The organism is Limnothrix sp. CMB-01 (genome assembly GCF_055193175.1).
The window spans coordinates 126,484-151,316 of sequence record NZ_CM143720.1 but is presented as its reverse complement, the minus strand read 5'-3'; the positions used below and the strand labels follow the sequence as shown (position 1 = coordinate 151,316).

The following is a 24,833-nucleotide window of genomic DNA, read 5'->3' as shown; positions in this document are numbered from 1 at the left end:
TCAGTTCCACCCAATTGATTTGACCCAAAGAATGGGCTGAAAAATGCCATTCTGAAGAACCATCGGAGGTCATCCCAAAAGGGTCTCGTCTCCATGTTCATCTTGCAGGGACTCTGTCGGTACTTCAACCGGTTGGCTGAATTGGCCATGATCCCATGGGATTCATTCATCACTCTGGCCAACCGGTTGCTGGACAATTTCAACAGTCGTAGCGCTCTCGCAAAGATTGCGCAATGGGTTAACACCGGCCCCATGGCAAGATGGGGCCAGCCACCACCCGATCGCCCCATGGCGGGATTGGGGTGGCATCTTGGCAGTATCTCAGTTGATTGAAGCGTAGGGCATTTTATCGGTAATTTTGGCTGAATCGTCCCCAGTTGCGGATTTTGCGGGGTGCAATTGCTCAGCGTTCAACTCAGCGTCCCACCCTGAAATGGGTAATCAGGCGATCGCCCTCCGCGATCGAGTCGGTTAGGGGATATTGGGGCAAGCGACCCGACCAGCGATCGATCAACATCTGCGATCCCTGAATGGCCCGGGTCAGCAGCCGATCGGGCACAATTGCCCCCACATCGGCCGGAATGGCCGCGCAGCCCCCCACCGCACCCACCAACACCCCCGACCACACAACTGCACTGGCCGACTGCTGTTGGCAGCGGGCCAAACTGCTGGCCCAGCGGCCACCGCTCGATCGCAGGCTATGGAGTGCCACCAAAATAGGCAAGGTTTCCGGCGTGGCCGCCCGCAGCCGTTGGGGCCAATCCAGGGCCAATCGATCCAACGTTTGCCAATCGCTGAGAATGTTGACCACCGACGGCCACAGGGTATTGGAGAGGGCATTGGAGAGAGCAGTGGAATGGGTCGCATGGGGCGCAGGATCGAACTCGGTTTCCTCTCGATCACCCTGGGAGAATTCCAGCGTGGCAGCATTGGGATGCACCAACACCCAAGCCAACACCTCCGCCCCCAAAATTACCGCTTCGGGCAAAGGCTGATCCATCGCCTGAGTCCACAGTTGGCGCAACACCAAAGGGCGATCGAACCAGCGCAACAGCAAAGGCAACAGGGCCAAGCCCAACTGATCGCCCGGCCCCGCCATCAGCGGCTCCAGTGAGGCCAAGGCCAACAGCCCCGGATCCGGGCCCGCCTGTGCGCCAACGATCTCTGACAATTGGAGGGCCCCTTGCAAAGCCGCGTCCAAATTGCGTCGATCGCGCTCCCAGGTTCGATCGAGCTGGTGAAGTGCCACCAAACCTCCCACAAGGGCCCCCTCAAATCGACCGTGTAAACTGACGGGCCAATCGCCAAAACTCATGATTTGCCAAATCCAGCGCGATCGCGCGACGAGCGAATCTCTAATCTAAGGGATCTCCAATTCAAGATGGATGGCAAAAAACCGTCCAAGCTTGACCCTTGATTCCCGATGCTCCGCTGTGCGGCCGAGAATTCGTTCTTGAACCATTGCCTAACTGTTAATTAGCCCTATGGCTTGGAACCGCCTCCTTTCCATTCTCGAACATTTCAATTGTCCCAGGCTGGCCATGGCTCCAAATCCTGCATCGGCCCGAAAAGCAATTGCCTTCACCCGGCTGGGAATGCTCCTGAGCCTGGGGGCGATCGGCCTAGGCATCAGTCTCAGCCTGGGCATGGGGCCCGCTTGGGCCAACTGCCCGCCGCGTCGGGAACCCCTGCCCAACTTGGGCCCCGGTGACAGTGGCAGCGATGTGCGCCGACTTCAGGGCATTTTGGCGCTCCTGGGGTTCTATCAAGGCCCCGCAGACGGAACCTACGACACCGCCTTAGCCAACGCTGTTCGTCTTTTTCAGGAAACCCAAAAACTGGATCCCAGTGGTGAAGTGACCGCCGAAACTTGGGATGCTCTGCTGCCCAATCCCAACTGCCGGCCCCCTGCCCGCCCCGATCGCTAGGGCCTTGGGGCGATCGACCGCAGAAGCTTAAGAGTTAGGTGCTTCCCGAGATCCCAAATTCCCCCAATTTTTCCCAGAGTCTCCACAATCAAAGTCCAAGACTCCAAACTGAAGACTCAAAACCCAGGGGAAGAAAGCATCCAAGGGTTAAGTAGCAGGCGTTAATCAACAAACGTTAACCTTGATCAATTCTTAAGAATTAATAAATTCCAAAAGCGATCGCGCCCGCAAGGGGAATTCCTGCCAAAAGCTGCATAGCAAAAAATTAGGAAATAGCCACAAACTGCAACGGAACTTTAAAGAGTTCAAAGTGCTTTGTAACCAAAGTATTAAGCGATCGCCACGGGATCGATCCCATTGCTTACACTGTCAGCAGAGATGGCTAAAACCATCACCACTCAACGCTTTGAGTAACGCACCCACTAACGCTTTGCCAAGTCGCGATCGCACCTAGCGACGCAAGACTTCCTATGAACTTTCCCTGGCTGACGACCTCCATTCTCCTCCCCATCGTCGCCGCCCTGATCGTGCCCCTGTTGCCCGACAAAGACGGCAAAACCGTACGCTGGTTTTCGTTGGGAGTAGGACTCATTGACTTCATCCTGTTGGTGTATGCCTTTTGTACCCAGTACGACTTCGGCAACCCCGAACTGCAACTGGTGGAAAGCTACACCTGGGTTCCCGAACTCGGCCTGAAATGGTCAGTGGGCGCAGACGGCCTCTCCATGCCCCTGATCCTGCTGACGGGCTTCATCACCACCTTGGCCATCTTGGCCTCCTGGCCCGTCACCCTCAAGCCCAAACTGTTCTACTTCCTGCTGCTGGCCATGTATGGCGGTCAAATCGCCGTCTTTGCCGTTCAGGACTTGCTTTTGTTCTTCCTGGTCTGGGAACTGGAATTGATTCCGGTGTACCTGCTGCTGTCGATTTGGGGTGGCAAAAAACGCCTCTACGCCGCCACCAAATTCATCCTCTACACCGCTGGTGGCTCGCTGTTTATCTTGGTTGCCGCCCTGGCCATGGCCTTCTACGGCGATACGGTCACCTTTGATATGCGGGAGCTGGCCCTCAAACCCTACGGCCACACGCTGCAACTGTTGCTCTACGGCGGATTTTTGATTGCCTACGCCGTCAAACTACCCATTTTCCCGCTGCATACCTGGTTGCCCGATGCCCACGGGGAGGCCACGGCTCCAGTCCACATGCTGCTGGCGGGCATCCTGCTGAAAATGGGTGGCTATGCCCTGGTGCGGATGAATGCCGGAATGTTGCCGGAAGCGCACGCCACCTTTGCGCCCGTGTTGGTGATTTTGGGGGTGGTGAACATTGTCTATGCGGCACTCACCTCCTTTGCCCAGCGGAACCTGAAACGCAAAATTGCCTATTCCTCGATTTCCCACATGGGCTTTGTGCTGATTGGCTTGGGTTCCTTCACGGACTTGGGCATCAGCGGCGCGATGATGCAAATGGTGTCCCACGGGTTGATTGGGGCGAGCCTGTTCTTCCTGGTGGGGGCCACGTACGATCGCACCCACACCCTAATGCTGGATGAAATGGGCGGCGTGGGCCAAAAGATGCCCAAGATTTTCTCGATGTTCACGGCTTGCTCGCTGGCATCGCTGGCCTTGCCGGGGATGAGCGGCTTTGTGGCAGAACTAACGGTGTTCCTGGGTTTTGCCAACAGTGATGCCTATTCGTTGCCCTTTAAGGTGATTGTGGTCTTCCTGGCAGCGGTGGGGGTGATTCTCACGCCGGTTTATCTGCTGTCGATGCTGCGGGAAATCTTCTACGGCCCGGAAAATCAGGAATTGGTGTCCCACGAGGTGCTGATCGATGCGGAACCGCGCGAGGTGTTCATCATCGCCTGTCTGCTGATTCCGATCATTGGCATTGGCTTCTATCCCAAGCTGTTGACCCAGATCTATGACTCAACAACGGTGCAACTAACGGCACGGCTGCGAGACGCGGTGCCAACCTTGGTGAGTCGGGAGTCACAGTCGATCGGGCTGATGCCGGGCGCAAAACCGTTGGTGGCTCCGGCGATCGCCCTGGAACCCTAGGGGGGAACTCCTGAGATACAGGACGCTCCCAACAGGACGCTCTCAATAGATTTAGAGCCGGGCCACCGTGTGGCCCGGCTCTTGTCAGTTTTAACGATTCTCATTGCAGGTTCGCTGCTGGGGATTCGAGGCGGGAAAAGCTCCGCAGCCATTATTTACAGGGTGCTGCTGAAGAGTAGACCCCACAGGGCCCCTGCGGCCGCCAAGGCGAAGAGAATGTTGGTGAAAAAGCGTCCGGTTTCGGCATTGAAACCCAGGGCCTTATCTTCGCGACCCGCTGTGAAAAACAGAGACCAAGCTTGATTGAGGTTGATGGTTTCGCCCGTTGAGTTGAAGTCGGGGCGGAAGACGACGGAATCCAACAGGTAACGATTCGAGAAGTCTAGATCGGTCTTCATAACAGTCCTTGAGGGGGGGGTAGAGATGGGGGAGAACAGCGCGGTGGGGGCCGGTTGGGCGCTGCGTTGTTGTTAATAACAATAACATTTCGTAAAAAATATTTACAATCAGTTGACTTTGAAAATCCTTCGTGTTTTCCAAACCTGGTCGGTGTAGCTTCCCGATCGCCCCTCAACGAGTTTGGGCACGGATTTGGGACAAGAACTGAGGTCGGCCCGTAGGGCAGGTGGCACAGGGGATGGATCGATCGACTCGAGAAATGCCAGATTGGATGCCATCGGGGCGATCGGGCTGGGAACATTGACCCATCGGGGATTGCCAGCCCTTGAACCCTAAGTTTCATCAACCGTTTGTTGCTAAGAATTGTCCCACTGTCCTCGGTCATGGTTGTTGAATCATGCCCCCCGGACAGGCCGGGAGACTGTCGATCGCGTTGGCCCGCAATTAGGGGAGGATTGACCGCGTGATTACCGAGCGCTTTCGTTATCAGTTGCGCCAGGAGGCCCGCCAGTGGGTGACCGATGGCTTGCTGCAACCGGAACAGTTCGATCGCCTAGCCGATCGCTATCAGTTCCGAACCCTCGATCAGGGGGCCCGTAACCGCTTCGTGACCATCCTGTTGTGTTTGGGAGGAGTGCTGTTGGGGTTGGGGGTGATCACCTTTGTGGCCGCCAACTGGCAGCAATGGCCCCGGGCGTTTCGGGTGGGGGTGTTGTTGAGTGCCCTGTTGGGCGTTCAAGCTTTGGGGTTTTATTTGTGGCGATCGCCCGCTCCTCGGTTGGCTGGGCAACGCCGCTTGGGCCAAGCCCTGCTGTTGTTGGGTGGGCTGCTGTTGGGGGCGAATTTGGCCTTGACGGCTCAGATGTTTCACCAGGGCGGCCCCTTATCGAGCCTCTACTTCATTTGGGGCGGCGGTGTGTTGACCATGGCGATCGGGCTGCGGTTGATGCCTTTGGGGTTGCTGGCGTTGATTTTGACGATCGTGGGCTACTGGTCGGGTCTCTATGACTGGTGGGAGCCGGAACCCAGTTGGCAGCGAGCGTTGGCGGAGCATATGCCCTTGGTGAGTGCCCTGGCTTTTTTGCCCCTGGCCCATGTGACGCGATCGCGCTTTTTGTTTGGCTTGGCTTGGTTGTTCACGTTGGGAACCTTGCAAACCAACTTTTGGTGGAGCTTGATGCACCCTTGGGTTGCCAGTGTGTTGTCTTTGGCGCTGCCCTTCGCTTTGGGTTGGGGATATCGCGATCGACTTTGGCCGGCCGTGCAACGTTGGTGGCTGCGGTTGCCGCTGCCCCGGACTTTGCGCCATTGGCTCGTGCCCGGTGGGGCGATCGACCCAAGGCCACTGAATTTTCAAAACATCACCCAAAATTTGACCATCCTGTGGCTGATGGGCACGTTTTACTTCACCAGCTTCTGGTTTTTCTGGGAAGGTTCCGGTCGCCAAAGCGGTTCCTCCACCGATGGCAATATCTATGACCCAGCGCAATTCGTCCCCTGGCTGGCGGTGGATGTGGCCGTGGCGGCCGTGGCAGCGGTGCTGATGTGGGCGCGGCGGGGTCGCGGCACGGCCATGGGGGCCGATCAATGGCTCACCGACGCGGTGCTTTGGGCCCTGGTGTTGTCGTTGGGGTTGACCTTGGGTTGGCACTACAACGTGGCGGCTCTGCCCAATTTGGGAACCTTCCTGGCTAATGTATGCCTGTTCCTGTTGGGGGTGGGTCTGGTGCGCGAGGGGCTATCGGACGGGCGGCGCTTGGCCTTTTGGAGCGGTCTGTTGCTGTTGGTGCTGGATATTTGGACGCGGATGCTGGAGTACAACACAGATTTGCTGCTGAAGGCGCTGGTGTTTGTGCTCTGTGGTGTTGGGGTAATTGCGGCGGGCTTGTGGTTTGAGCGATCGGTGCAAACGCTGAATGGGTCGAATTCTTCCCCCACGGCGCGATCGTGAGCGATCGGGACTTGCGATCGCTAGTGATGCACCCCGATCGCCCTGCCAAATCAGCGCTCATCACAACCCCGTTCCCGTGAATTCCCTGCCCTTCATCAATTCCCTGTCATTTATTTTGGAAGCCTGAACCATGACCCAAGACCTGATTTCCCCGATCGCCCCAGACAGTCCCCCTCCGAAGGCAGCCGGCTGGCGATTTTGGATCCCGATGTTGTTGCAGTTGGGCCTGGCGATCGGGGTTCCAGCTCAATCGGCCATGACCTACTACTGGGGGCGATCTGTGGTGTTGCAAACCCGCCCGGTGGATCCCTACGACTGGATGCGGGGCTATTCCCAAACCCTCAGCTATGACATTAGCCAGGTGAGCGTTTTGGAAAAGCTGCCCGGCTGGGAAACCATCGCCACCGATCGAGATCAAAAACAAAAACCGCAACTACCCTATGAACGGCGGGAGTTTTACCTGATTTTGCAACAACCGACCAACACCGCCACCGAAGACCCCAATCAACCGCCCGATCGACCCAAGCCCTGGCAACCGGTGGCCATTCGTCCCGATCGCCCGGGCCAACTGCCCGTCAACCAAGTGGCCCTGCGGGGTGAAATTATGGCCGCCATGCCCCGCTACAACCTGGAAACCTATTACATGGACGAATCCAAGCGGGATCAAATCAATGACCAAATCAATGGTGTGAACCGCATGAATTGGGCACGTCCCCGCACCAATCGCCCCTTGCCGTTTGTGGTGGAAATTCGCGTGGGTGCTGATGGGCAGGCCGTGGCCCACAGCCTTTGGATTGAGCAGGATCGCTATCAGTTTTAAAGATGGTTGCGAAGTAGTAGCCTGTAGGGTGGGCAATGCCCACCAACCCATAACTTCATGGCATCTGCGACCTCATGGATCCATTGCGCTAGGTCAAGGCTGTATCAATTTCGATGCCCAGATTTGCAGTGCCGATCGTGCCATTAATTCGCATAATCGAATGAATTTCTGAACCAATTTCTGAATGAATTTATGAAAATCAACCTCGACTCGTCCGATCAAGAAATTCGCATTGAGATCGTGCCGCTGATCGATGTGATTTTCTGCATTCTGACCTTTTTTATCCTGGCGGCGATCGGGCTGACGCGCCAACAGGGCATTGGGGTAGACCTGCCCCAAGCCAGCACAGGCCAGCCCCAGATGCGCAAGTTGGCGATGGTGGCCCTCAGCCCCGCCGGTCAGTTGTATTTTCAGCAAGCCCCGGTGACCAAAGAGGCGCTGCTGACCCAACTGCAAGCCTTTAAGCAAGCCCAACCCGACGGGACAATCGTCCTCTATGCCTCCCAGTCGGCTTTCTATAGCGATGTGGTGGCGGTGTTGGACTTGCTGCGATCGGTTGGGGGCGATCGGGTGGCTCTGGCCACCTTGCCCAGCGGCCAAAACCCAGCCCAGCGACCGGCTGACAACTTCGACCCGTTCGGCAATCAGCCCCTCGTGCCCAACGATCCGAGTCAGGGGGGCGATTTTGGGAATCCGGGTTTCAATAGCCCTGGCTTTAATAATTCCAATCCCAGCAATTCCAGTCCCAATAATTCCAATCCCAGCAGCCCGAATAACCCCGGCTTGGGCGGCAATGGTTTGAATCAGCCGTATTTGTTACCCAACCAGTCACCGGCTCCGGCGCAACCGGGCGATCGACTGCCGATTCAGCCCTAACGGACGGCGCAAGGGCGGGCAGATCATCCGGTTGGGTTAATCGAGGCGCTTGATGGGCCCTTGGGTTGGGCGATCGGGCGGAACTCGATCGGCCCCGCAGCGGGGAAGCGATGGAAAGTTGCTATGATTTGTCCTGCCATTTGGCGGCCGGTTGGCGCTGCAACATTGCGCCCGAGGGCCAATGGTTTGCCCAATCCTCACCCCCTCACAGCAGCGATTCTATGGCCACCGATCTTGAAGCTTTGCGCCGTGCCGTTCCAGTTGATCGCATCGCCTACAACGAACAAGGATTAGTCGCGGCGATCGCCCAAGACTACCTGGATGGCACAGTGTTGATGATGGCTTGGATGAATGCGGAATCCTTGCAAAAAACCCTGGAAACTGGCGAGGCTTGGTACTGGAGCCGATCGCGCCAAGAACTGTGGCACAAGGGCGCAACTTCCGGACATATTCAAAAGCTCAAAAGCATTCGCTATGACTGCGATAGCGATGCCCTTTTAATGACCATTGAACAGATTGGGGATGTGGCTTGCCACACGGGGGCCCGCAGTTGTTTCCATCAAGTGGATGGGCAAGTGGTTCCGCCGCCTGCTGATACGTTGTCGCAGGTTTTTCAGGTGATTGAATCGCGCAAGGCCAACCCGAATCCTGAGTCCTATACCTGCAAATTGTTGGCCGGTGGGGATAACAAAATCCTCAAAAAAATTGGTGAAGAAGCGGCCGAAGTGGTGATGGCTTGTAAGGATGATGATCCGGAGTCGATCGCCTCAGAAGTGGCGGATTTGTTTTATCACACCCTGGTGGCGATCGCCCATCATCAGGTGGATTTAAAAGCGGTTTATCGCAAGCTTCAGGAACGACGCGGTTAAAGGCTCGCTGCTTTTTGGGTGATTACTTTTTGGGTAATTGCTTTGTAAGTAATGGCTTTTTGGGTGGTTACTTTTTAGGTGATTGCTGTTTCGAGCTTGGGATTCATTTCCCGTTGTGGATTTCCTGTTGTGGATTTTTTTGTTGATCTCCCATGTTTTCCATGATGGACGCTGCAATCAATCGCTCAGGGTCGGAGTCGGTGATGATCTTGGGCTGTGGCTATGTGGGCCGGCCAATGGCGCAATATTGGCGATCGCAAGGATTGACCGTCACCGGCACGACCACCACACCCGATCGCTTGGCGGAGCTGGCGGATTGTTGCGATCGGGCCCTTTGCTTGCGGGGGGACGATGAAGCGGGGTTGCGGTCGGCCCTGGCTGGGCAAACCACGCTGTTGGTTTGTTTGGGGCCCCGGCGATCGGGCATTTATCGGGAAACCTATTTGCACAGCGCCCAAACCCTGGCGCAACTGTTGCCTGAATTGCCCCAACTGCGCCAGGTGATCTACACCAGCAGCTATGGGGTTTATGGCGATCGGGGTGGGGCTTGGGTGGATGAAACCACGCCGCCCCAGCCCACCACGGACAATGGCCAAATCTTGCTGGAAACCGAGCAGGTGTTGTTGGGGGCGGCGCGGGACGGTTTGGCTGTTTGTGTGTTTCGGCTGGGGGGCATTTGTGGGCCCGGTCGCGAGGTGGCGGATATTTTTCGATCGGCCAGTGGCCAAGGGCGGCCCGGCAGTGGCCAAGATTGGAGTAATTGGATCCATTTGGATGACATTGTGGGGGCGATCGCCTTTGCCCGAGCGGCGCGGTTGTCGGGGCTATATAACCTGGTGCATGACGAACCCTTGACCCAAGCGGAATTGCTCGATCGGGCCTTTCGCCGCCGAGGGTGGCCGGGGGTGACTTGGAATCCGGCGGAATCGGCCCAGCGTCCTTACAATGCGCGGGTTTCCAATCAAAAACTCAAAACAGCGGGTTACCAGTTTCGATCGGTCACGATTCCGCTGTAGGGCCCTGATCAGGAGCTGGGCGATCGGGCTGTGGCGATCGGGCCGGTTGGTGGCAGTTGGGGGGAGGGGACGGCGATGATGGGGATGGGCCCGCCGCTGGCCCGCTGCCCCCTGACTCGGTATCTTCACTGTGACTGAATCTGGCTCTGCACCTGAATTTGCCCGATCGCCCCGTTGGCCCCTGAGCAAATTAATTGTCCTGGTCACGACCTTGCAAGCGTTGGTGGCCGTGGGGCTAACGGGGCAAGTGGTGCTCGTTCAAGGACAACGGGCCGTGGATGCGCTGATGAATCGTCTTGGCTCCGAGGTCGATCGGCAAATTCAAACCTACGTGCATCAATACCTGAGCGAGCCGTTGCGCCTCAATCAGCTCCATGTGCAGGCTTTTGCGGCTGATCAGGTGAAGTTGACAGATTTTTCAGCGCTGGAAACCTATTTCCACGGAAAGTTGCAACTGTTTCCCCTGGTCACCACCACGGAATTTGGAACAGCGGTTGGTGGCTCCTTGGAAGTTCGGGAATTGCCCAGCAGCACCCTAATTAAACGGAGCGATCGATTGGGATCGGGCTTGCGGCGAACCATCGAGGTCGATCGCCAAGGGCGGCGCGTCCTCAAAGACAGCCAGCTCTATGATGTGCGCAATCGCCCCTGGTTCAAAACGGCCCTTGCCGCCCGCAGACCCCAATGGACTTCGGTGTTTGCCTTTTCGGGAACGGGGGAATTGGGCATTTCAGCGGTGCAACCCCTGTACGATCGCACCGGACAACTGGTGGGGGTGTTTGCCTCTGACCTGGCCTTGGAAGGAATCAGCACTTTTTTGCGGGCCCAAAATATTGGCCACAGCGGGGTGGCGGCCATTGTGGAGCGATCGGGCCAGGTGATTGCCACCTCCACCAACGACCCAATCTCCCCGGAAGGAAAACGAATTCGGGCCAAAGACCTCAAAAATTCAATTTTGCAAGCGGCCGTTACCACCATTGAACAGCGCTTTGGCACTTGGGCCGCCATTCCGCCCAACACCCCAACCACCCAACTCACAACCAAATTCATTGGCCCCACCCAGCAAACCCGGTTGCTGGTGCAAGTGTCGCCCCTGCGCGATCGCAACGGTTTGGACTGGTTGTTGGTGACGGCGATTCCGGAAGCCGACTTTGCGGAGCCGGTGATGGCCGCGCGTCGAGACATCCTCACCATCATGTTGCTGGCCTTGGCTGTGGCGATCGGGCTGGGTTGGTGGATTGGGCGGCAGGTGTCGCGGCCCTTGGTGAAACTCTGTGCGGCCACCGATGCCGTGGCCGCCAATCAGCTCGATCAGGTGGTGATGACGGAAGGAACCGCCGAAACGGATCAACTGGCTCGGGCCTTCAACACCATGACCCAGCAGTTACGACAGTCCTTTCAGGAATTGGCCGCCAGCAACCAAGCCCTGGAAGAACGGGTGGCCGAGCGCACAGCCTCCCTGCAAACCAGCGAAGCCCGTCTGCGCAGCATTGCCCAAAATATTCCGGGAGCCATTTTTCAGTTCAGCAATCACGAGGGCCAATGGACGATCGACTACATGAGCGATCGCGTCAGCGAGCTAACGGGATTCAGCGCCGAAGAATTCATGGCCGACCTGGGCCGGTTTATTAGTGCCATCCACCCGGACGATCGGGACGGCTACATCGAATCTGTGAGCCGCGTGGTGGACAACCCCACGGAATGGGCCTATGAGGCTCGGTTGATTCGTCCCGATGGTTCCCTCCGTTGGTGGCAAGGCGCTTCCACCCCCCGGCGCACCGATGACGGCACGGTTGTGTTTAGCGGCGTGTTGTTTGATATCACCGCCCGCAAACAGGCGGAACTAGCCCTGGCGGAAGCCAAGGAAGCGGCGGAAGTGGCCAATTTGGCCAAGAGTGAATTTTTGGCCAACATGAGCCACGAGTTGCGCACCCCCTTGAACGGCATTTTGGGTTATGCCCAGGTGTTGCAGCGATCGAGCAATTTGCACGAAGAGCAACTGGCCAAAATTGGCGTGATTCACCAATGTGGCACTCATCTGCTGACCCTGATCAACGATGTGCTGGATTTGGCCAAAATCGAAGCCCGCAAAATGGAACTGCACCCCACGGAATTTCACTTTCGGGCCTTTCTGCGTGGCGTAACGGAAATGTGCCGTCTGCGAGCGGAACTGAAGGGGTTGCAATTCGCGGAAGAAATCGCCGATGACTTACCGGAAGGCATCCGCACCGATGAAAAGCGTCTCCGCCAAGTGTTGCTCAACTTGCTGGGCAATGCGATCAAGTTCACGGACAGCGGCACGGTCACCCTGCGTGTGTTGGCCATGGGGGGCGATCGGGTGCAATTTGAAGTACAAGACACGGGCGTTGGCCTAGAAGCAGATCAACTCAGCAGCATTTTTCTGCCCTTTGAGCAGGTGGGCGAGACCAAGCGCCAAACGGAGGGCACGGGTCTGGGGCTGGCGATCTCCCAACAAATTGTGGAGCTGATGGGCGGCCAAATTACCGTCGCGAGCCAACCCCAAGTCGGCAGCAGCTTTCGGTTTGAAGTGTCCTTGCCGGTGGCGGCCGAGTGGAGCCGCCATTCCCGCATGACACAACAGGGGCAAATTGTTGGCATTCAAGGGGATGCGCCCCAAGTGCTGGTGGTGGATGACAAGTGGGAAAACCGGGCCGTGCTGCGGGAGATGCTGGAGCCGATCGGGTTTGTGATTCAGGAAGCAGAAGATGGGGCTATGGCTTGGCAGTTTTTGGAGCACCATCGCCCACAGGTGGTGATTACGGATTTGTTAATGCCCAACTTGGATGGCTACACCCTGATTGATCTGATTCGTCGCCATCCTGAGTTGCAGCAATTGCCGATTATTGTGTCCTCTGCCAGTGTTTTTGAGAGCGATCGACAACAAAGCTTGGACGCGGGTGGCAGCGACTTTCTGCCCAAACCGGTGCAAACCCACGAGCTATTGCACCTGCTGCAAAAACACTTGCAATTGGTTTGGGTTTATGAAGCCAGTGCAATCGCCCCGTCACCCTTGGCGCAGTCGGCGGCGGAACCCGACCTGCCCCCGGATGCACTCATTTACCCGATTGACTACCCGATCGACCCCGAGTTGTTGGAGCAGCTCGAAACCCTGGCCCGCAAAGGCAACTTCAACGCCCTGAAGCGCCAAGCCAAAGCCCTGGCAGAGCAGGATCCAACCCTTGCTCCCTTTGCCCAACAGCTCAAGAGCCTGGCCCAGGCGTTTAACGATCAGGGGATTTTGGAACTTTTAAGTCAAGCGCCGGGGCGATCGAGCGCGAATTAACGGGGAAGGAAGCGTTAGACCAAACAGAAACGGGTGATCGGGATCTCCGGTCAATTAATTGGCTGAAAAATTGCTGAAAATAGCTTTTTTCGAGAGAATAGAGACCATCAAAGGTCTTCAATAACTTTCTGAAACTTTCTGAGGATCATGAAGTTGAGCGCAATAACCGTTCAAATCATCAAGCATTTATGATCCCCGGGATCATAATTCATCACAAAAACCGGCAAGACCAGCCATTCAGAATCTTCCCAGGAAAAGTCTTGCTTGTTCTTAATGATTAGTTCATGATTGTTGATGCCTTAACCTGATTTTCAGCACTTTCGATCCAGCGCTTCATGGGCCCAGTCATTTCATTGGCCAAGCAATTGGTCAAGTGATTGGTGATCCTTAAATGGCGATTCTTAAATGGCGATCCTTCAATTCTCCCAGCACCCTTTTTACTGCAAAACCTTCCATCCTTGAGCCATGTCCCTCGATGCCGCTGAAAATCGTCCCACGATTCTGATTGTGGACGATATGCCAGCTAACCTTAGTTTGCTGTCTGATTTATTAGATGATGCGGGGTTTGAAGTTTGGATCGCCCAATCTGGAGAAGTGGCGCTCGATCGGGTCAATTTTGCAACCCCAGATTTGATTTTGCTGGATGTGATGATGCCAGGAATTGACGGGTTTGAAACCTGTCGCCGCTTGAAGGCCAATAGCCAAACATCCGCCATTCCCATCATTTTCATGACCGCCCTCTCGGAAGTGGATGATAAGGTGCGTGGTCTCAATTTAGGGGCTGTGGACTATATCACCAAGCCCTTTCAGCAAGATGAAGTCCTCGCGCGGGTGCGCTTACATTTGCGTTTGCAATCCCTCACCAAAGCCTTAGCCGATCGCAATCAAGAATTGGAAATTCGGGTGGCTGAGCGCACAGCGGCCCTGGAAAAAGCCTTGGCGGATTTGCAAGACACCCACCTTAGTTTGGTGCGGGCAGAAAAACTATCCAGTCTGGGACAATTGCTATCGGGAGTGGCCCATGAAATTAACAATCCTGTGAATTTTATTCATGGCAATCTGGTTCATGCTTGTAATTATGCAGAAGACTTGATGAATGTCTTGCAGCTCTATCAAATATTCTATCCAGAGCCGCCAGCGGATTTGGCAACCCAAACCCAGGATTTGGACTTGCCTTTTATGATGGAGGATTTTCCAAAGATTTTGGAATCCATGCGTTTGGGAACCGATCGAATCCGCGATTTGGTCGCAAGTTTGCGCAATTTTTCGCGAATGGGCAATCAACAGCTCGCCCCAGCGGACTTGCATGAAGGGTTGGAAAATACCCTCATCATTTTGCGCCATCGATTAAAGTCCAAGGGCAGCCGATCGGAATTTAAAATCATTCGAGATTATGGGGAATTACCCCTCGTTGAATGTTCGATCGGGGAAATGAGCCAGGTTTTCATGAACTTGATTGCTAACGCGATCGATGCCTTGGATGACTTGGACTGGGAGCACATGAGCGGTTTGGAACCGGAAATTAAAATTCAAACCCGATCCCTGAATCAAAAATGGGTGCAAATTATCGTTTCTGATAATGGGCCAGGGATTGAACCGGAGGTGCAGCAGAAGTTGTTTGAAGCATTTTTCACCACGAAACCCACGGGTATTGGCACAGGATTAGGGCTGGCGATCGCCCGTTCAATCGTGGTCGATCGCCACGGTGGTCGGCTCGATTGTGAATCTCAGATGGGTCACGGCGCTAAGTTCATTCTCGAAATTCCTGTTACTCAGCCCTAACCAGAAACTTCATCAGAAACCTAATCAGAAACCTAATCAGCGGCCATTGATCAGCGGCCATTGATCAATCGAGATAGGTTCAGGAGCGATCGGGCGATGCGATCGCCCGTTTCTGGATCTTTCCAATAGCCATTGTGAGAAAGCGGATTCCAGCTTTCCCAAACTTCTCCCGCGTTCACGTTCAAATCTTCCTTCACTGCCCGTTGAAAAGCTGAATTAATGGGTCGTAATGGATAAGCAATCACATCATCAGAATCGTAAACATTCACCCATTCGGTGGCTGAGTTCAGTTGAGGATAATGTTCTGTCAGGCGGGGGGCCGGAAACTGAATCGGCAAGCCCCCATCGCGATCGCGCAGTGTCCAAAGGGCCAAGGGACTGCCCAAGGTGTAGTACAAACTGAGGGTTTCACCCCGTTCCAAGGGGCTATTGCCCACTTGACGCAACACCGATTCTCGAAAGAGCGATTCTGCTTCGGTGTTGTTCCCAAATTCCGCTTGCAAATCCAGAAGATAGTTATAGGAAACGATCGAACCAAGGCTATGGCCAATCACGCAGAGGGGGGCTTTGGGGCCAGCTTTTTGGGCCAGGGTGTGCAAAGTTTGGGCACAAAATCGATGAATGGCGTGATAGGAATGGCGACCGCGCGGACTAACCTGATAGGCAATGGCATCGGAAACAAAGGACACCATAAACTCTCGGATTCGATCCCAATTCATGGCACTTTGGCGCTGGAATCGGGCCCACAAGTCCTGTTGGTTTCCTTCCAAAACCGTTGCCCAATACACTGGAGCCATCACGAACCGCTGATGATATTCCTTGTCAGAAATGCCTAGTTTACTGAAGCGATCGATTAGATTATTTTGCAAGCTGCGAATAAATTCCGGTTGGTCAGCTTTGCCGCTGTTGTAGTCAGGATCACCGGCTCCAATGCCATGAACCACGGCGATCGCCACCTTTTGCCAAGCAGCACCGGCAGCATCACTCTCAGGACTTTGGGATGTGGGGAAAAAGTTGGGGATCATGGGTTTCTCCAGTCCAGGTTTCGTAAAAATTTCGTCAAAATAGATAGGCTGGGGCGCAATTGGTCACCGCTGCCGGCCAGGGATCGGAGTCTTTGGGCGATGGCAATTGCGTTTCGATTGAACGACAGGGCCCCAGGGAAACAGCCCAGCGAAAAGTCAGGTGATGCTAGCTTAACAAGTGGCTCCGCCTGGCTCCCAAGGGGCGATCGACCTCAGTTCTGGTCAAGTTCTGGTCAAGTTCCGGTCAAGGGCCGGTTCAGTTTTGATCAAGCTTCGATCGGGTTCCGATCAATGTCTGGTTGGTTTTCGATGAACTTTTGGTTGGTTTTTGATCGATTGCCGATCAATTACTGATTGATTGCCGATCGATTACTGATCGATTGCCAATCTCCTGCGTTAAATTCCGCTCGCACTACCCTCCATCACCATGAAGCGCATTGTTCTCATTGCTGGGTTCGAGACTTTTAACGCCGATTTGTACCGAAAAGCTGCCCACCGGGCGATCGAGCGTTGTCCTCAATTGCAAGTGACCACTTTTACCGATCGTGACATTACGGAACAACCCGATCGGGTGGCCGCAGCTTTAGCAGAAGCCGATGTATTTTTTGCCAGCCTAATTTTTGACTATGAGCAGGTGCTTTGGTTGCGCGATCGAGTGCAACATATCCCTATTCGTTTGGTCTTTGAGTCGGCTTTGGAATTAATTTCCCTCACTCAGATTGGGGCGTTCAAAATTGGTGACAAGCCTTCGGGAATGCCAAAGCCTGTGAAGTTTATTCTCAGTAAATTTTCCAGCGGCCGAGAAGAAGATCGACTGGCTGGTTATCTCAGCTTTTTAAAAACCGGGCCCAAGCTGCTGAAATTTGTGCCGATTCAAAAGGTACAAGATCTGCGCAATTGGCTAATTATCTATGGCTATTGGAATGCTGGTGGCTTGGAAAATGTGGCCGCCATGCTCTGGATTTTGGCTGAAAAATATTTGGATCTCTCGATCGGGGAAATTGCCCCACCCATTGAAACGCCCAATATGGGGTTATTGCACCCTGAATATGCGGGCTATTTTTTGAATCCTCAAGATTATTTGAACTGGTATCGTCAACAACGATCGCCCCAGTTGTCGGAGCCTCCAATTAATCATCCTGATCATCTTGATCATTCGGGGCAATCGACAATGGAAGCCTCCAAAATTGCTCACGATCGCCCGGTAGTAGCCATTTTGCTCTACCGAAAACATGTGGTGACGCAACAGGCTTATATTCCTCAACTGATTCGCCATTTTGAAGCGGCTGGTTTGCTACCCCTGCCCATTTTTATTAATGGCGTGGAAGCCCATGTGATTGTCCGAGATTGGCTGACCACCAGCCATGAACAGCAACAACGGGCCCAGGGCGATCGGGAATTAAAATCCCTGGCGGCTGATGCGGTGTTGGTGGATGCAATTGTTTCCACAATTGGGTTTCCGCTGGTGGGCGGCCCCGCTGGCTCCATGGAAGCTGGGCGACAGGTGGCGGTGGCTCAGCGGATTTTAGCGGCTAAAAATGTGCCCTATTTAGTCGCCGCTCCTTTGCTCATTCAAGACCTAAAATCCTGGACAAGACAGGGAATTGGTGGTCTCCAAAGTGTGGTGCTGTATGCCCTGCCGGAGTTAGACGGGGCAATTGATACTGTGCCCTTGGGTGGCTTGGTTGGAGATGATATTTACCTGATTCCGGAGCGTGTTCAACGGTTAACCAGTCGCGTCAAAAACTGGATTCAACTCCGCAAAGCTCCACCACGTGATCGCAAGTTAGCGATCATTTTATATGGCTTTCCACCGGGGTATGGCGCAACGGGAACAGCGGCCCTGTTGAATGTTCCCCGATCGCTCTTGAAACTGCTGGAGTCTTTGCAAGCTCAAGGCTATGATGTGGGTGAATTGCCCACCGATGGTGAGGCGATTATTCAACAGGTGAAAGCTGCCGATGATCGTTGGTCTTTGGGCCATCCTTCCCGATCGCACCCACACCAGGCTCCCTTGAATGATGGCTGGGTTCCGGCTCAAATCCTTGATCAATGGTTAGGATATCTCGGCAGTTCTCGGATTCAAAAACAGTGGGGTGGTCTCACGGAATCGGGTATTAAAACCTTTGGGGATGAGTTGCACATTGGGGGCGTTTACTTTGGAAACGTTTGGATTGGGGTGCAGCCGCCTTTGGGTTTGCAAGGCGATCCCATGCGCTTGATGTTTGAGCGAGACTTGACCCCCCATCCCCAATACGCTGCGTTCTATCAATGGTTGCAGCGGGTTTGGCAACCCCACGCGATCGTCCATTTTGGAATGCATGGAACGGTGGAATGGTTGCCGGGATCTCCCTTGGGCAATACGGGCTATTCTTGGTCAGATATTTTGTTGGGAAATCTGCCCCATTTGTACATCTATGCGGCGAATAATCCTTCGGAGTCGATCTTGGCAAAACGCCGGGGCTATGGGGTGTTAATTTCCCACAATGTGCCTCTCTATGGGCGAGCAGGTTTGTATAAGGAATTGGTGAATCTGCGTGATTTAATTGCGGAATATCGCGAGGATCCGCAGGCGAATACGGCCCTGCGGGATGCGATCGCCCAACGGTTAATTGACACGGGACTCGATCGGGATTGTCCGCTGCCGGAAGCACAACAATTGGGGGTGGAGTTGAGTGCGGAAACCCTGAAGCTGTTTGGCCCCGATTTGCTCGATCGCTACTTTGCAAGGGTTTATCAATACCTGCGAGAACTAGAACAACGCCTTTTTTCTAGTGGGTTGCATGTGTTGGGAGCTGCACCCAATGCCGAGCAACTATTGTCCTATTTGGAAGCCTATTTTGAGGCGAATTTACCCCGATCGGTCTTGGAAGCGATCGCCCAAGGATCCGACCTCGATCGCCCCCTGAATGCCTATCGATACTGGTTCCAGCAGGAATATCCCAATCGATCGTTTGAGTTGGATCCCAAGGTCTCAGAACGGATTCAAGAAGCCATTCGTTTGCGGGATTTGCTCAACCAAAATACCGATGAGTTAACGAATTTATTGCGGGGCTTGAATGGGGAATATATTCCGCCCGCACCGGGGGGAGACCTGTTGCGGGACGGGCCCGGCGCATTGCCCACGGGCCGCAATATTCACGCCCTTGATCCTTACCGAATGCCCTCCCCAGGAGCCTACGAACGGGGCAAGGCGATCGCCCAGCAATTGATTGCCCAACACCAACAGGAACATGGCCAGGAACCGGACAGCTATCCCGAAACCATTGCCGTGATGCTTTGGGGTTTGGATGCCATTAAAACCAAGGGTGAATCCTTGGGCATTTTGTTGGAATTAGTGGGCGCGGAACCAATTAAGGAAGGCACGGGCCGAATTGTTCGCTATGAGTTAATTCCTCTGGCTCAATTGGGTCGTCCTCGAATTGATGTGTTGGCTAATTTATCGGGCATTTTTCGAGACAGTTTCGCCAATATTTTGGAACTTTTGGATGATCTGTTTGTGCGGGCAGCGGCGGCCGATGAACCGATCGAACAAAACTTCATTCGTAAACATGCCCTGGAGCTTCAGGCCCAAGGGGTTGAAAATCCCAGTGCTCGGCTCTTCTCAAACCCGGCGGGGGATTTTGGCTCCCTTGTGAACGATCGCGTCAATGATGGAAATTGGGAGTCTGGTGATGAGCTAGCCCAAACCTGGCGATCGCGCAATGCCTTTAGCTACGGTCGGCGCGATCGGGGGCAAGCCCGCCCAGAAGTGCTCGATCGGCTCTTGGCCACCACTGGGCGCATTGTCCAGGAAATCGACTCCGTGGAATATGGCTTGACGGATATCCAGGAGTACTACGCCAACACCGGAGCCTTGAAGCGTGCCGCCGAACAACAGCAACAGCGCCCCGTCACCGCAAGTTTTGTGGAAAGTTTCGGCAAAAACACCCAACCCCGCGACTTAAACAGCCTCTTGCGGTTGGAATATCGCACCAAATTGCTGAATCCCAAGTGGGCCGAAGCCATGGCCGCCCAGGGTTCTGGCGGGGCCTTTGAAATTTCCCAACGGATGACGGCCCTGTTGGGTTGGAGCGGCACCACGGATTTTGCCGATCGCTGGGTCTATGACGGAGCCGCCGAAACCTACGCCCTCGATCGAGCCATGGCCGATCGCCTGCGCCGCGCCAATCCGGAAGCCTTCCGCAACATTGTTGGTCGTTTGCTGGAAGCCAATGGCCGTGGGTTTTGGGCCGCCGATGAGGCTGTGGTCGGCCAACTACAAGCCCTCTACGACGAAACCGATGCGGCTTTGGAGGGAGTAACCAATCCGTAAGCCGCTCAATATCAGCCACTCAATTGGCCACTCAATTTAAATGCCCCCAACCGGAACCCCCGTTCAACCAGGGCCGCGATCGCGCGATCGGGAACGACAACGCCGCCGTCAGCGTCCCCAGCCCTAACCCGGATCCGACAAGACCGCCACTAATGGCACGATCTCTGGGGGGGAAACTTCTCAGGGCGATCGTGCTGATTTGCCCGCCAATGCCAGTCATTATTCAAGACTGGACTTTACGGGTTGAAATCTGAAATTCAAGGCCGGAATTCAAGGCTGAGTTCAGCGGGAGCACAAATCGTGCTCAAGTTTCTGGAGGAACTGGTTGCACACCATGAACGAACTAGCCCCCACAGCGGTCTAATCCAAGGCTCAACGGCTAAACAGTCCCTAGGCTAACCAGTTCCGGAACTATTCATCGATTAGGAGTTTGTAATCATGGCTATTGGCCCTAACCCCCCGTTTTACGATCTCGACGATACCAATAACTTTTTCTCCACTAGCTCGCTGTCGGCGGAAGTGCTCCGCACCACCCCGGCAGGCGTACGGGGTTTGGGGGGCGATGACCAAATCACCGGCAGTGCCCAAGCGGACATCATCTACGGCAACCTGGGCAACGACAGCCTCTATGGTTTGGGGGGCAATGACACCTTCTATGGTGGTCAGGGTGACGATCTGTTGGTGGGTGATGGCCTCAATTCCACCGGGGATGACGTACTCAGCGGCAACAAGGGCAATGACCTGATTTTGGGTGGCGTGGGTAACGACATCCTGCGGGGTGGTCAGGACAACGATTTCCTGAATGGCGAAGAGGGCAATGACACCCTGGTGGGCGATCTGGGCCAAGATACCCTGGCCGGCGGGGCTGGCGATGATCTGTTGGTGTTGCGGCGGGACACGGCGGCAGTGGCCGATGCCAGCGGGGCGATCGCCGCAGATTTCATCGTGGATTTTGGCACTGGAAACGATCGCATCGGCCTAACCGGCGGCTTGCAGGAAAGTCAATTGCAACTGCTGGCGATCACTTTGACGGATTCCGGCGGCGGCTCCACACCCAGCACGGCGATTACGTTCAACGACAATGGGGTGTTCAAAACCTTGGGTCTGGTGTTGGGCAAAACGCCCACCGAGCTGGCCGGTAAGTTCGTGAATACGGACTTTTAAGCCGACTAGGCCGACCTTGCGGCCGACTGTCTAACTAACCTTTCAGCCGGTTGTTTAGGCTAAGGGTTCCGCTGACGGGATTAATGCCTGATGGGATCAATACCTGATGGAGTTAACACCCAGTGGGATCAATACCTAATGGCACTAACACCAAATGGGATCAACACCAAATGGGATCAACGCCCAACCGGTGGCATCAGTGGCCAATGGCGGGTAAAGGGTAAATTGCGGGCAAGGGGCTTCAGCCCCTTGTCTTCAGGATTCACTCAGTAGCTCTCGGGCCCAGGCTTCTTCTTCGGGCAGCTCGTCCAAGGAGGGCCGGGTTTCCCGCAGTTCGATCGCGGCGGGAGTTGCGATCGATCGGGGGCTGGTGCGGCTTTTGGGGCGCAGTGCGCGTTCGGCCTCTTCAGCGCTGGCACGGGCTTGGTGCAAGAGCTTATTGCAGCGCTCCCAAGGGTTCGATCCATTCAGGGCCTCAAGCTGGCTGCTGCGTTCGTTGGCCACGGTGGCCAGGGCACGCAACACGGCAGAAAATTGGATGCCTTCGCGATCGAGGGTATCCAGCATGGGGCGTAACAATTCGCACAACAGGGTGTTGCGGTGTTCAGCAATCAACGCGCCGAGTTCGCTGGTGTTAATTGCGTCGCTAATGCTTTCGGGTAAATGTTGCATAGCTTTGTGGGCAATAGCGGAGCTGTCAAGTTTCATGCGATTTTCATGCGATTTTCAAAAATTCCTCATGAATCGCCGGCTGATGCACCCTCGAAACGCGGTTAACGCCACCTTGCGTTTGCGCTCAAAACCGATCACGGGCGATCGAGCACGATCGGGAACGATCGGTGAGCGATCAGTTAGAGACCCATTAGCGATCAACTCCACGATCGGCTACTTAACCCTTACGGTTGCCCCGTATGCTGCCAGGAATGGAGCAGCGGGTTGGTGATCCCAAACAAAGCAGCCTTGAGCTGGCAATGGCAGGCTACCGGGAGTTGCACCAGTCTTGTCCGTATAGTTGGGACAAATTGAGGCGATCGTCGATACAGAGACTGCCTATCTCTTCCTCTAAGGTACAGTGCCGATCGGGAAAATTCCGTGCAGATCAGCCAGAAGGAGAATTCCGCACAAGGGGCGATGGCGGATTGGTGGCTCCGGGCGATCGGCCCCGTTGCTCAACTCCAATTTCGCCAGCCCAAGCCCCCTCAAGCCCCAGGCATTTCCGTATCCGTCTCCCATGTATCACCCCATACATCACCCCGCGCATCACCCCAGTCATACCATTCCCCACCCGCCAGAAATCTGATCAAAATCCCTGGGATCGATTGGACGCGCAATTTGGGCTGATATGGTGAATAATTGTGGATTCGACTCTGCTAACACCCCTTAACCCCTCGCTTCAACGGCACTGCAACTGCAAGCTATGGCTGGAAAACCCACGATCGCCGTTACTCACCTCGGTTGCGAAAAAAATCGCATTGACACCGAGCATATGATGGGCCTGCTAGCCCAGGCAGGCTATGACGTGAGTGCCAACGACGATGCGGCAGACTACGCGATCGTCAACACCTGTAGCTTCATTCAAGAGGCGCGGGAAGAATCGGTGCGCACCTTGGTTTCCCTGGCGGAAGCGGGCAAACGAATTGTGATCACGGGCTGCATGGCTCAACACTTCCGGGACACCCTTTTGGATGAAATTCCGGAAGCCGTGGCCGTGGTGGGCACGGGCGACTATCACAAAATTGTGGATGTGGTGCAGCGAACGGAAGCGGGCGAGCGCGTTCAGGAAATTTCGGAAGAACCAACCTACATTGCCGATGAGACCGTCCCTCGCTACCGCACCACGGCCGAAGGCACGGCCTACCTGCGGGTGGCGGAGGGGTGTGACTACCGCTGTGCGTTCTGCATCATTCCCCACTTGCGGGGCGACCAGCGATCGCGCTCGATCGAGTCGATTGTGGCCGAAGCCCACAAGCTGGCCGATGAAGGGGTGCAAGAGCTAATCTTGATTTCCCAAATCACCACCAACTACGGCCTAGACCGCTATGGCAAGCCCAAGCTGGCAGAGCTGTTGCGGGCCCTCGGTGAGGTGGACATTCCTTGGGTGCGAATCCACTATGCCTATCCCACGGGGCTGACAGAATCGGTGATTGCGGCCATTCGGGAAACGCCGAATATCTTGCCCTATATTGATTTGCCGCTCCAGCATTCCCACCCGGAAGTGCTGCGATCGATGAATCGCCCTTGGCAGGCCAATGTGAACGATCGGCTCTTGGCTCAAATTCGCGAGCAATTGCCCAATGCCGTCATGCGCACCACGTTCATCGTGGGCTTCCCCGGCGAAACGGAGGAGCACTTTGAGCATTTGTGCGACTTTGTGCAGCGCCACGAATTTGACCATGTGGGGGTGTTCACCTTCTCGCCCGAGGAGGGAACTGCCGCGTTTAATTTGCCCAACCAACTCCCGCAGGAAGTGATGGATGGTCGGCGCGATCGACTGATGGCCCTGCAACAGCCCATTTCCCTGAAGCGAAATCAGGCCTACGTGGGCCAAACGGTGGATGTGCTGATTGAGCAGGTGAACCCGAAAACGGGACAATTCTTGGGTCGATCGGCTCGGTATTCTCCCGATGTGGATGGTTTGGTCTATGTCACTGGGCCGGCTCGCCTGGGGGCGATCGTCCCGGTCACGATCACCGCAGCCGAACCCTACGATCTATTTGGCGAGGTTGCCGTCTCCGCCTAAAGAATTTGCCCCGCCAGCTCTACTCAAATCCGAGAGCGATCGCTCAGAATTGAAAAGCGCGCGGGCTGGCTTTCCCAAGGAGCCATTTCCGAAGAGGCCAGCTCTCGCCGCTTCAGCCCATCCACCGCCGATCGGACTCCCGCCGCGACTGCCCGATCGAATCGTGGGTGGATCAACCGGGGTGTGTCCCCAAGGATGAGGAATTGTGGTTTCTTTTCTGATCGTGGCCGTCGTCATTGCCGTCGGCCTGATTCTGCTAACCTATTTGCCGTTTGGCGTGGAAGTCGATAGCCCTTGGAAGGCCTTGATCGCCGGTATTATTTTGGGCATTTTTCAGGGGTTGGCGCGGGCCGTTCCCGGCTGGCTCACCTTCTTACCCAAGTTGCTCACGCTGGGCTTGTTTTCTTTAATTGTTAGCACCTTGCTGTTTGGTCTAGCTGCTTGGTTGGTGGAAGGTTTCCGCCTCAAAAATGGCATTTGGAGTGCCTTGCTGGGGGCAGTTTTTATTAGCATTTTCCAATCGTTGGTGCTGGGAGTTCTGGGAAATTTCCTGCCCGTTCTCAACCAATAAGATAGCTAAAGCG

General features: G+C 55.1%; 20 protein-coding genes. 14 read left to right on the top strand and 6 right to left on the bottom strand.

Going from position 1 to position 24,833, the window contains the following annotated elements:
- Positions 1-415: 415 nt before the first annotated feature.
- A complete protein-coding gene (locus tag ACZA91_RS00645; protein WP_463184194.1) occupies positions 416-1,315 on the bottom strand; it encodes a hypothetical protein in 900 nt (299 codons plus the stop codon).
- A gap of 226 nt (positions 1,316-1,541) precedes the next feature.
- Here ACZA91_RS00645 and ACZA91_RS00640 point away from each other — a divergent pair, with 226 nt between their 5' ends.
- Positions 1,542-1,928 (top strand): peptidoglycan-binding domain-containing protein, encoded by a 387-nt coding sequence (locus ACZA91_RS00640; protein ID WP_158234495.1) that lies wholly within the window; start codon positions 1,542-1,544, stop codon positions 1,926-1,928.
- A 470-nt stretch (positions 1,929-2,398) separates the two neighbouring features.
- Positions 2,399-3,988 (top strand): NAD(P)H-quinone oxidoreductase subunit 4, encoded by a 1,590-nt coding sequence (locus ACZA91_RS00635; RefSeq protein WP_099534417.1) that lies wholly within the window; start codon positions 2,399-2,401, stop codon positions 3,986-3,988.
- A gap of 155 nt (positions 3,989-4,143) precedes the next feature.
- Here the strand turns inward: ACZA91_RS00635 and ACZA91_RS00630 are convergent, their stop codons facing one another.
- Positions 4,144-4,386 (bottom strand): hypothetical protein, encoded by a 243-nt coding sequence (locus ACZA91_RS00630; protein WP_190354973.1) that lies wholly within the window; start codon positions 4,384-4,386, stop codon positions 4,144-4,146.
- Positions 4,387-4,850: 464 nt separating this feature from the next.
- Here ACZA91_RS00630 and ACZA91_RS00625 point away from each other — a divergent pair, with 464 nt between their 5' ends.
- From ACZA91_RS00625 to ACZA91_RS00590, 8 genes are all read left to right on the top strand, one after another.
- Complete coding sequence (locus tag ACZA91_RS00625; RefSeq protein ID WP_463184192.1) at positions 4,851-6,338, top strand: DUF2157 domain-containing protein; 1,488 nt, start codon at positions 4,851-4,853, stop codon at positions 6,336-6,338.
- Positions 6,304-6,465 (top strand): hypothetical protein, encoded by a 162-nt coding sequence (locus ACZA91_RS00620; RefSeq protein WP_463184191.1) that lies wholly within the window; start codon positions 6,304-6,306, stop codon positions 6,463-6,465. Before ACZA91_RS00625 ends, ACZA91_RS00620 begins: the two co-directional genes overlap by 35 nt.
- A 3-nt stretch (positions 6,466-6,468) precedes the next feature.
- Positions 6,469-7,158 (top strand): GDYXXLXY domain-containing protein, encoded by a 690-nt coding sequence (locus tag ACZA91_RS00615; protein ID WP_463184189.1) that lies wholly within the window; start codon positions 6,469-6,471, stop codon positions 7,156-7,158.
- 192 nt (positions 7,159-7,350) lie between these two features.
- Complete coding sequence (locus ACZA91_RS00610; protein WP_099533274.1) at positions 7,351-8,034, top strand: ExbD/TolR family protein; 684 nt, start codon at positions 7,351-7,353, stop codon at positions 8,032-8,034.
- Positions 8,035-8,255: 221 nt separating this feature from the next.
- Entirely contained in the window at positions 8,256-8,903 is a 648-nt protein-coding gene (hisIE, locus tag ACZA91_RS00605; RefSeq protein WP_099533290.1) for a bifunctional phosphoribosyl-AMP cyclohydrolase/phosphoribosyl-ATP diphosphatase HisIE, read from the top strand.
- 161 nt (positions 8,904-9,064) lie between these two features.
- Positions 9,065-9,919 (top strand): SDR family oxidoreductase, encoded by an 855-nt coding sequence (locus ACZA91_RS00600; RefSeq protein ID WP_463184187.1) that lies wholly within the window; start codon positions 9,065-9,067, stop codon positions 9,917-9,919.
- A gap of 130 nt (positions 9,920-10,049) precedes the next feature.
- On the top strand, positions 10,050-13,223 hold the full coding sequence (locus ACZA91_RS00595) for an ATP-binding protein (protein WP_463184185.1): 3,174 nt from the start codon (positions 10,050-10,052) through the stop codon (positions 13,221-13,223).
- Positions 13,224-13,688: 465 nt separating this feature from the next.
- Complete coding sequence (locus ACZA91_RS00590) at positions 13,689-15,005, top strand: hybrid sensor histidine kinase/response regulator (protein ID WP_190527396.1); 1,317 nt, start codon at positions 13,689-13,691, stop codon at positions 15,003-15,005.
- A gap of 50 nt (positions 15,006-15,055) precedes the next feature.
- Here ACZA91_RS00590 and ACZA91_RS00585 read toward each other — a convergent pair whose 3' ends face one another.
- Positions 15,056-16,030 carry a hypothetical protein gene (locus tag ACZA91_RS00585; protein WP_190354981.1) on the bottom strand — a complete coding sequence of 325 codons (975 nt, stop codon included), beginning with the start codon at positions 16,028-16,030 and terminating at the stop codon, positions 15,056-15,058.
- Between the two features lie 427 nt (positions 16,031-16,457).
- On the opposite strand from ACZA91_RS00585, the gene bchH reads away from it, so the two are divergent.
- Positions 16,458-20,345: a magnesium chelatase subunit H gene (gene bchH / locus ACZA91_RS00580; protein WP_463184182.1), complete on the top strand. Its 3,888-nt coding sequence runs from the start codon at positions 16,458-16,460 to the stop codon at positions 20,343-20,345.
- A gap of 31 nt (positions 20,346-20,376) precedes the next feature.
- Here bchH and ACZA91_RS00575 read toward each other — a convergent pair whose 3' ends face one another.
- The gene (locus tag ACZA91_RS00575) at positions 20,377-20,565 is read right to left on the bottom strand and encodes a hypothetical protein (RefSeq protein ID WP_463184181.1); all 189 of its coding nucleotides are present in this window, start codon (positions 20,563-20,565) and stop codon (positions 20,377-20,379) included.
- Positions 20,566-20,783: 218 nt separating this feature from the next.
- Between ACZA91_RS00575 and ACZA91_RS00570 the strand changes: the two genes are divergently transcribed.
- A complete protein-coding gene (locus ACZA91_RS00570; RefSeq protein ID WP_190527392.1) occupies positions 20,784-21,509 on the top strand; it encodes a calcium-binding protein in 726 nt (241 codons plus the stop codon).
- Positions 21,510-21,764: 255 nt separating this feature from the next.
- Here the strand turns inward: ACZA91_RS00570 and ACZA91_RS00565 are convergent, their stop codons facing one another.
- A complete protein-coding gene (locus ACZA91_RS00565; RefSeq protein WP_143473013.1) occupies positions 21,765-22,181 on the bottom strand; it encodes a hypothetical protein in 417 nt (138 codons plus the stop codon).
- A gap of 745 nt (positions 22,182-22,926) precedes the next feature.
- Here ACZA91_RS00565 and rimO point away from each other — a divergent pair.
- Positions 22,927-24,249, top strand: coding sequence for a 30S ribosomal protein S12 methylthiotransferase RimO (gene rimO / locus ACZA91_RS00560; protein WP_190527391.1), 1,323 nt, complete (start codon positions 22,927-22,929; stop codon positions 24,247-24,249).
- Positions 24,250-24,272: 23 nt separating this feature from the next.
- Here rimO and ACZA91_RS00555 read toward each other — a convergent pair whose 3' ends face one another.
- On the bottom strand, positions 24,273-24,425 hold the full coding sequence (locus ACZA91_RS00555; RefSeq protein WP_190534985.1) for a hypothetical protein: 153 nt from the start codon (positions 24,423-24,425) through the stop codon (positions 24,273-24,275).
- A 29-nt stretch (positions 24,426-24,454) separates the two neighbouring features.
- On the opposite strand from ACZA91_RS00555, the gene ACZA91_RS00550 reads away from it, so the two are divergent.
- Positions 24,455-24,820, top strand: a complete 366-nt coding sequence (locus ACZA91_RS00550) for a phage holin family protein (protein ID WP_099533266.1) — start codon at positions 24,455-24,457, stop codon at positions 24,818-24,820.
- Positions 24,821-24,833 lie beyond the last annotated feature (13 nt).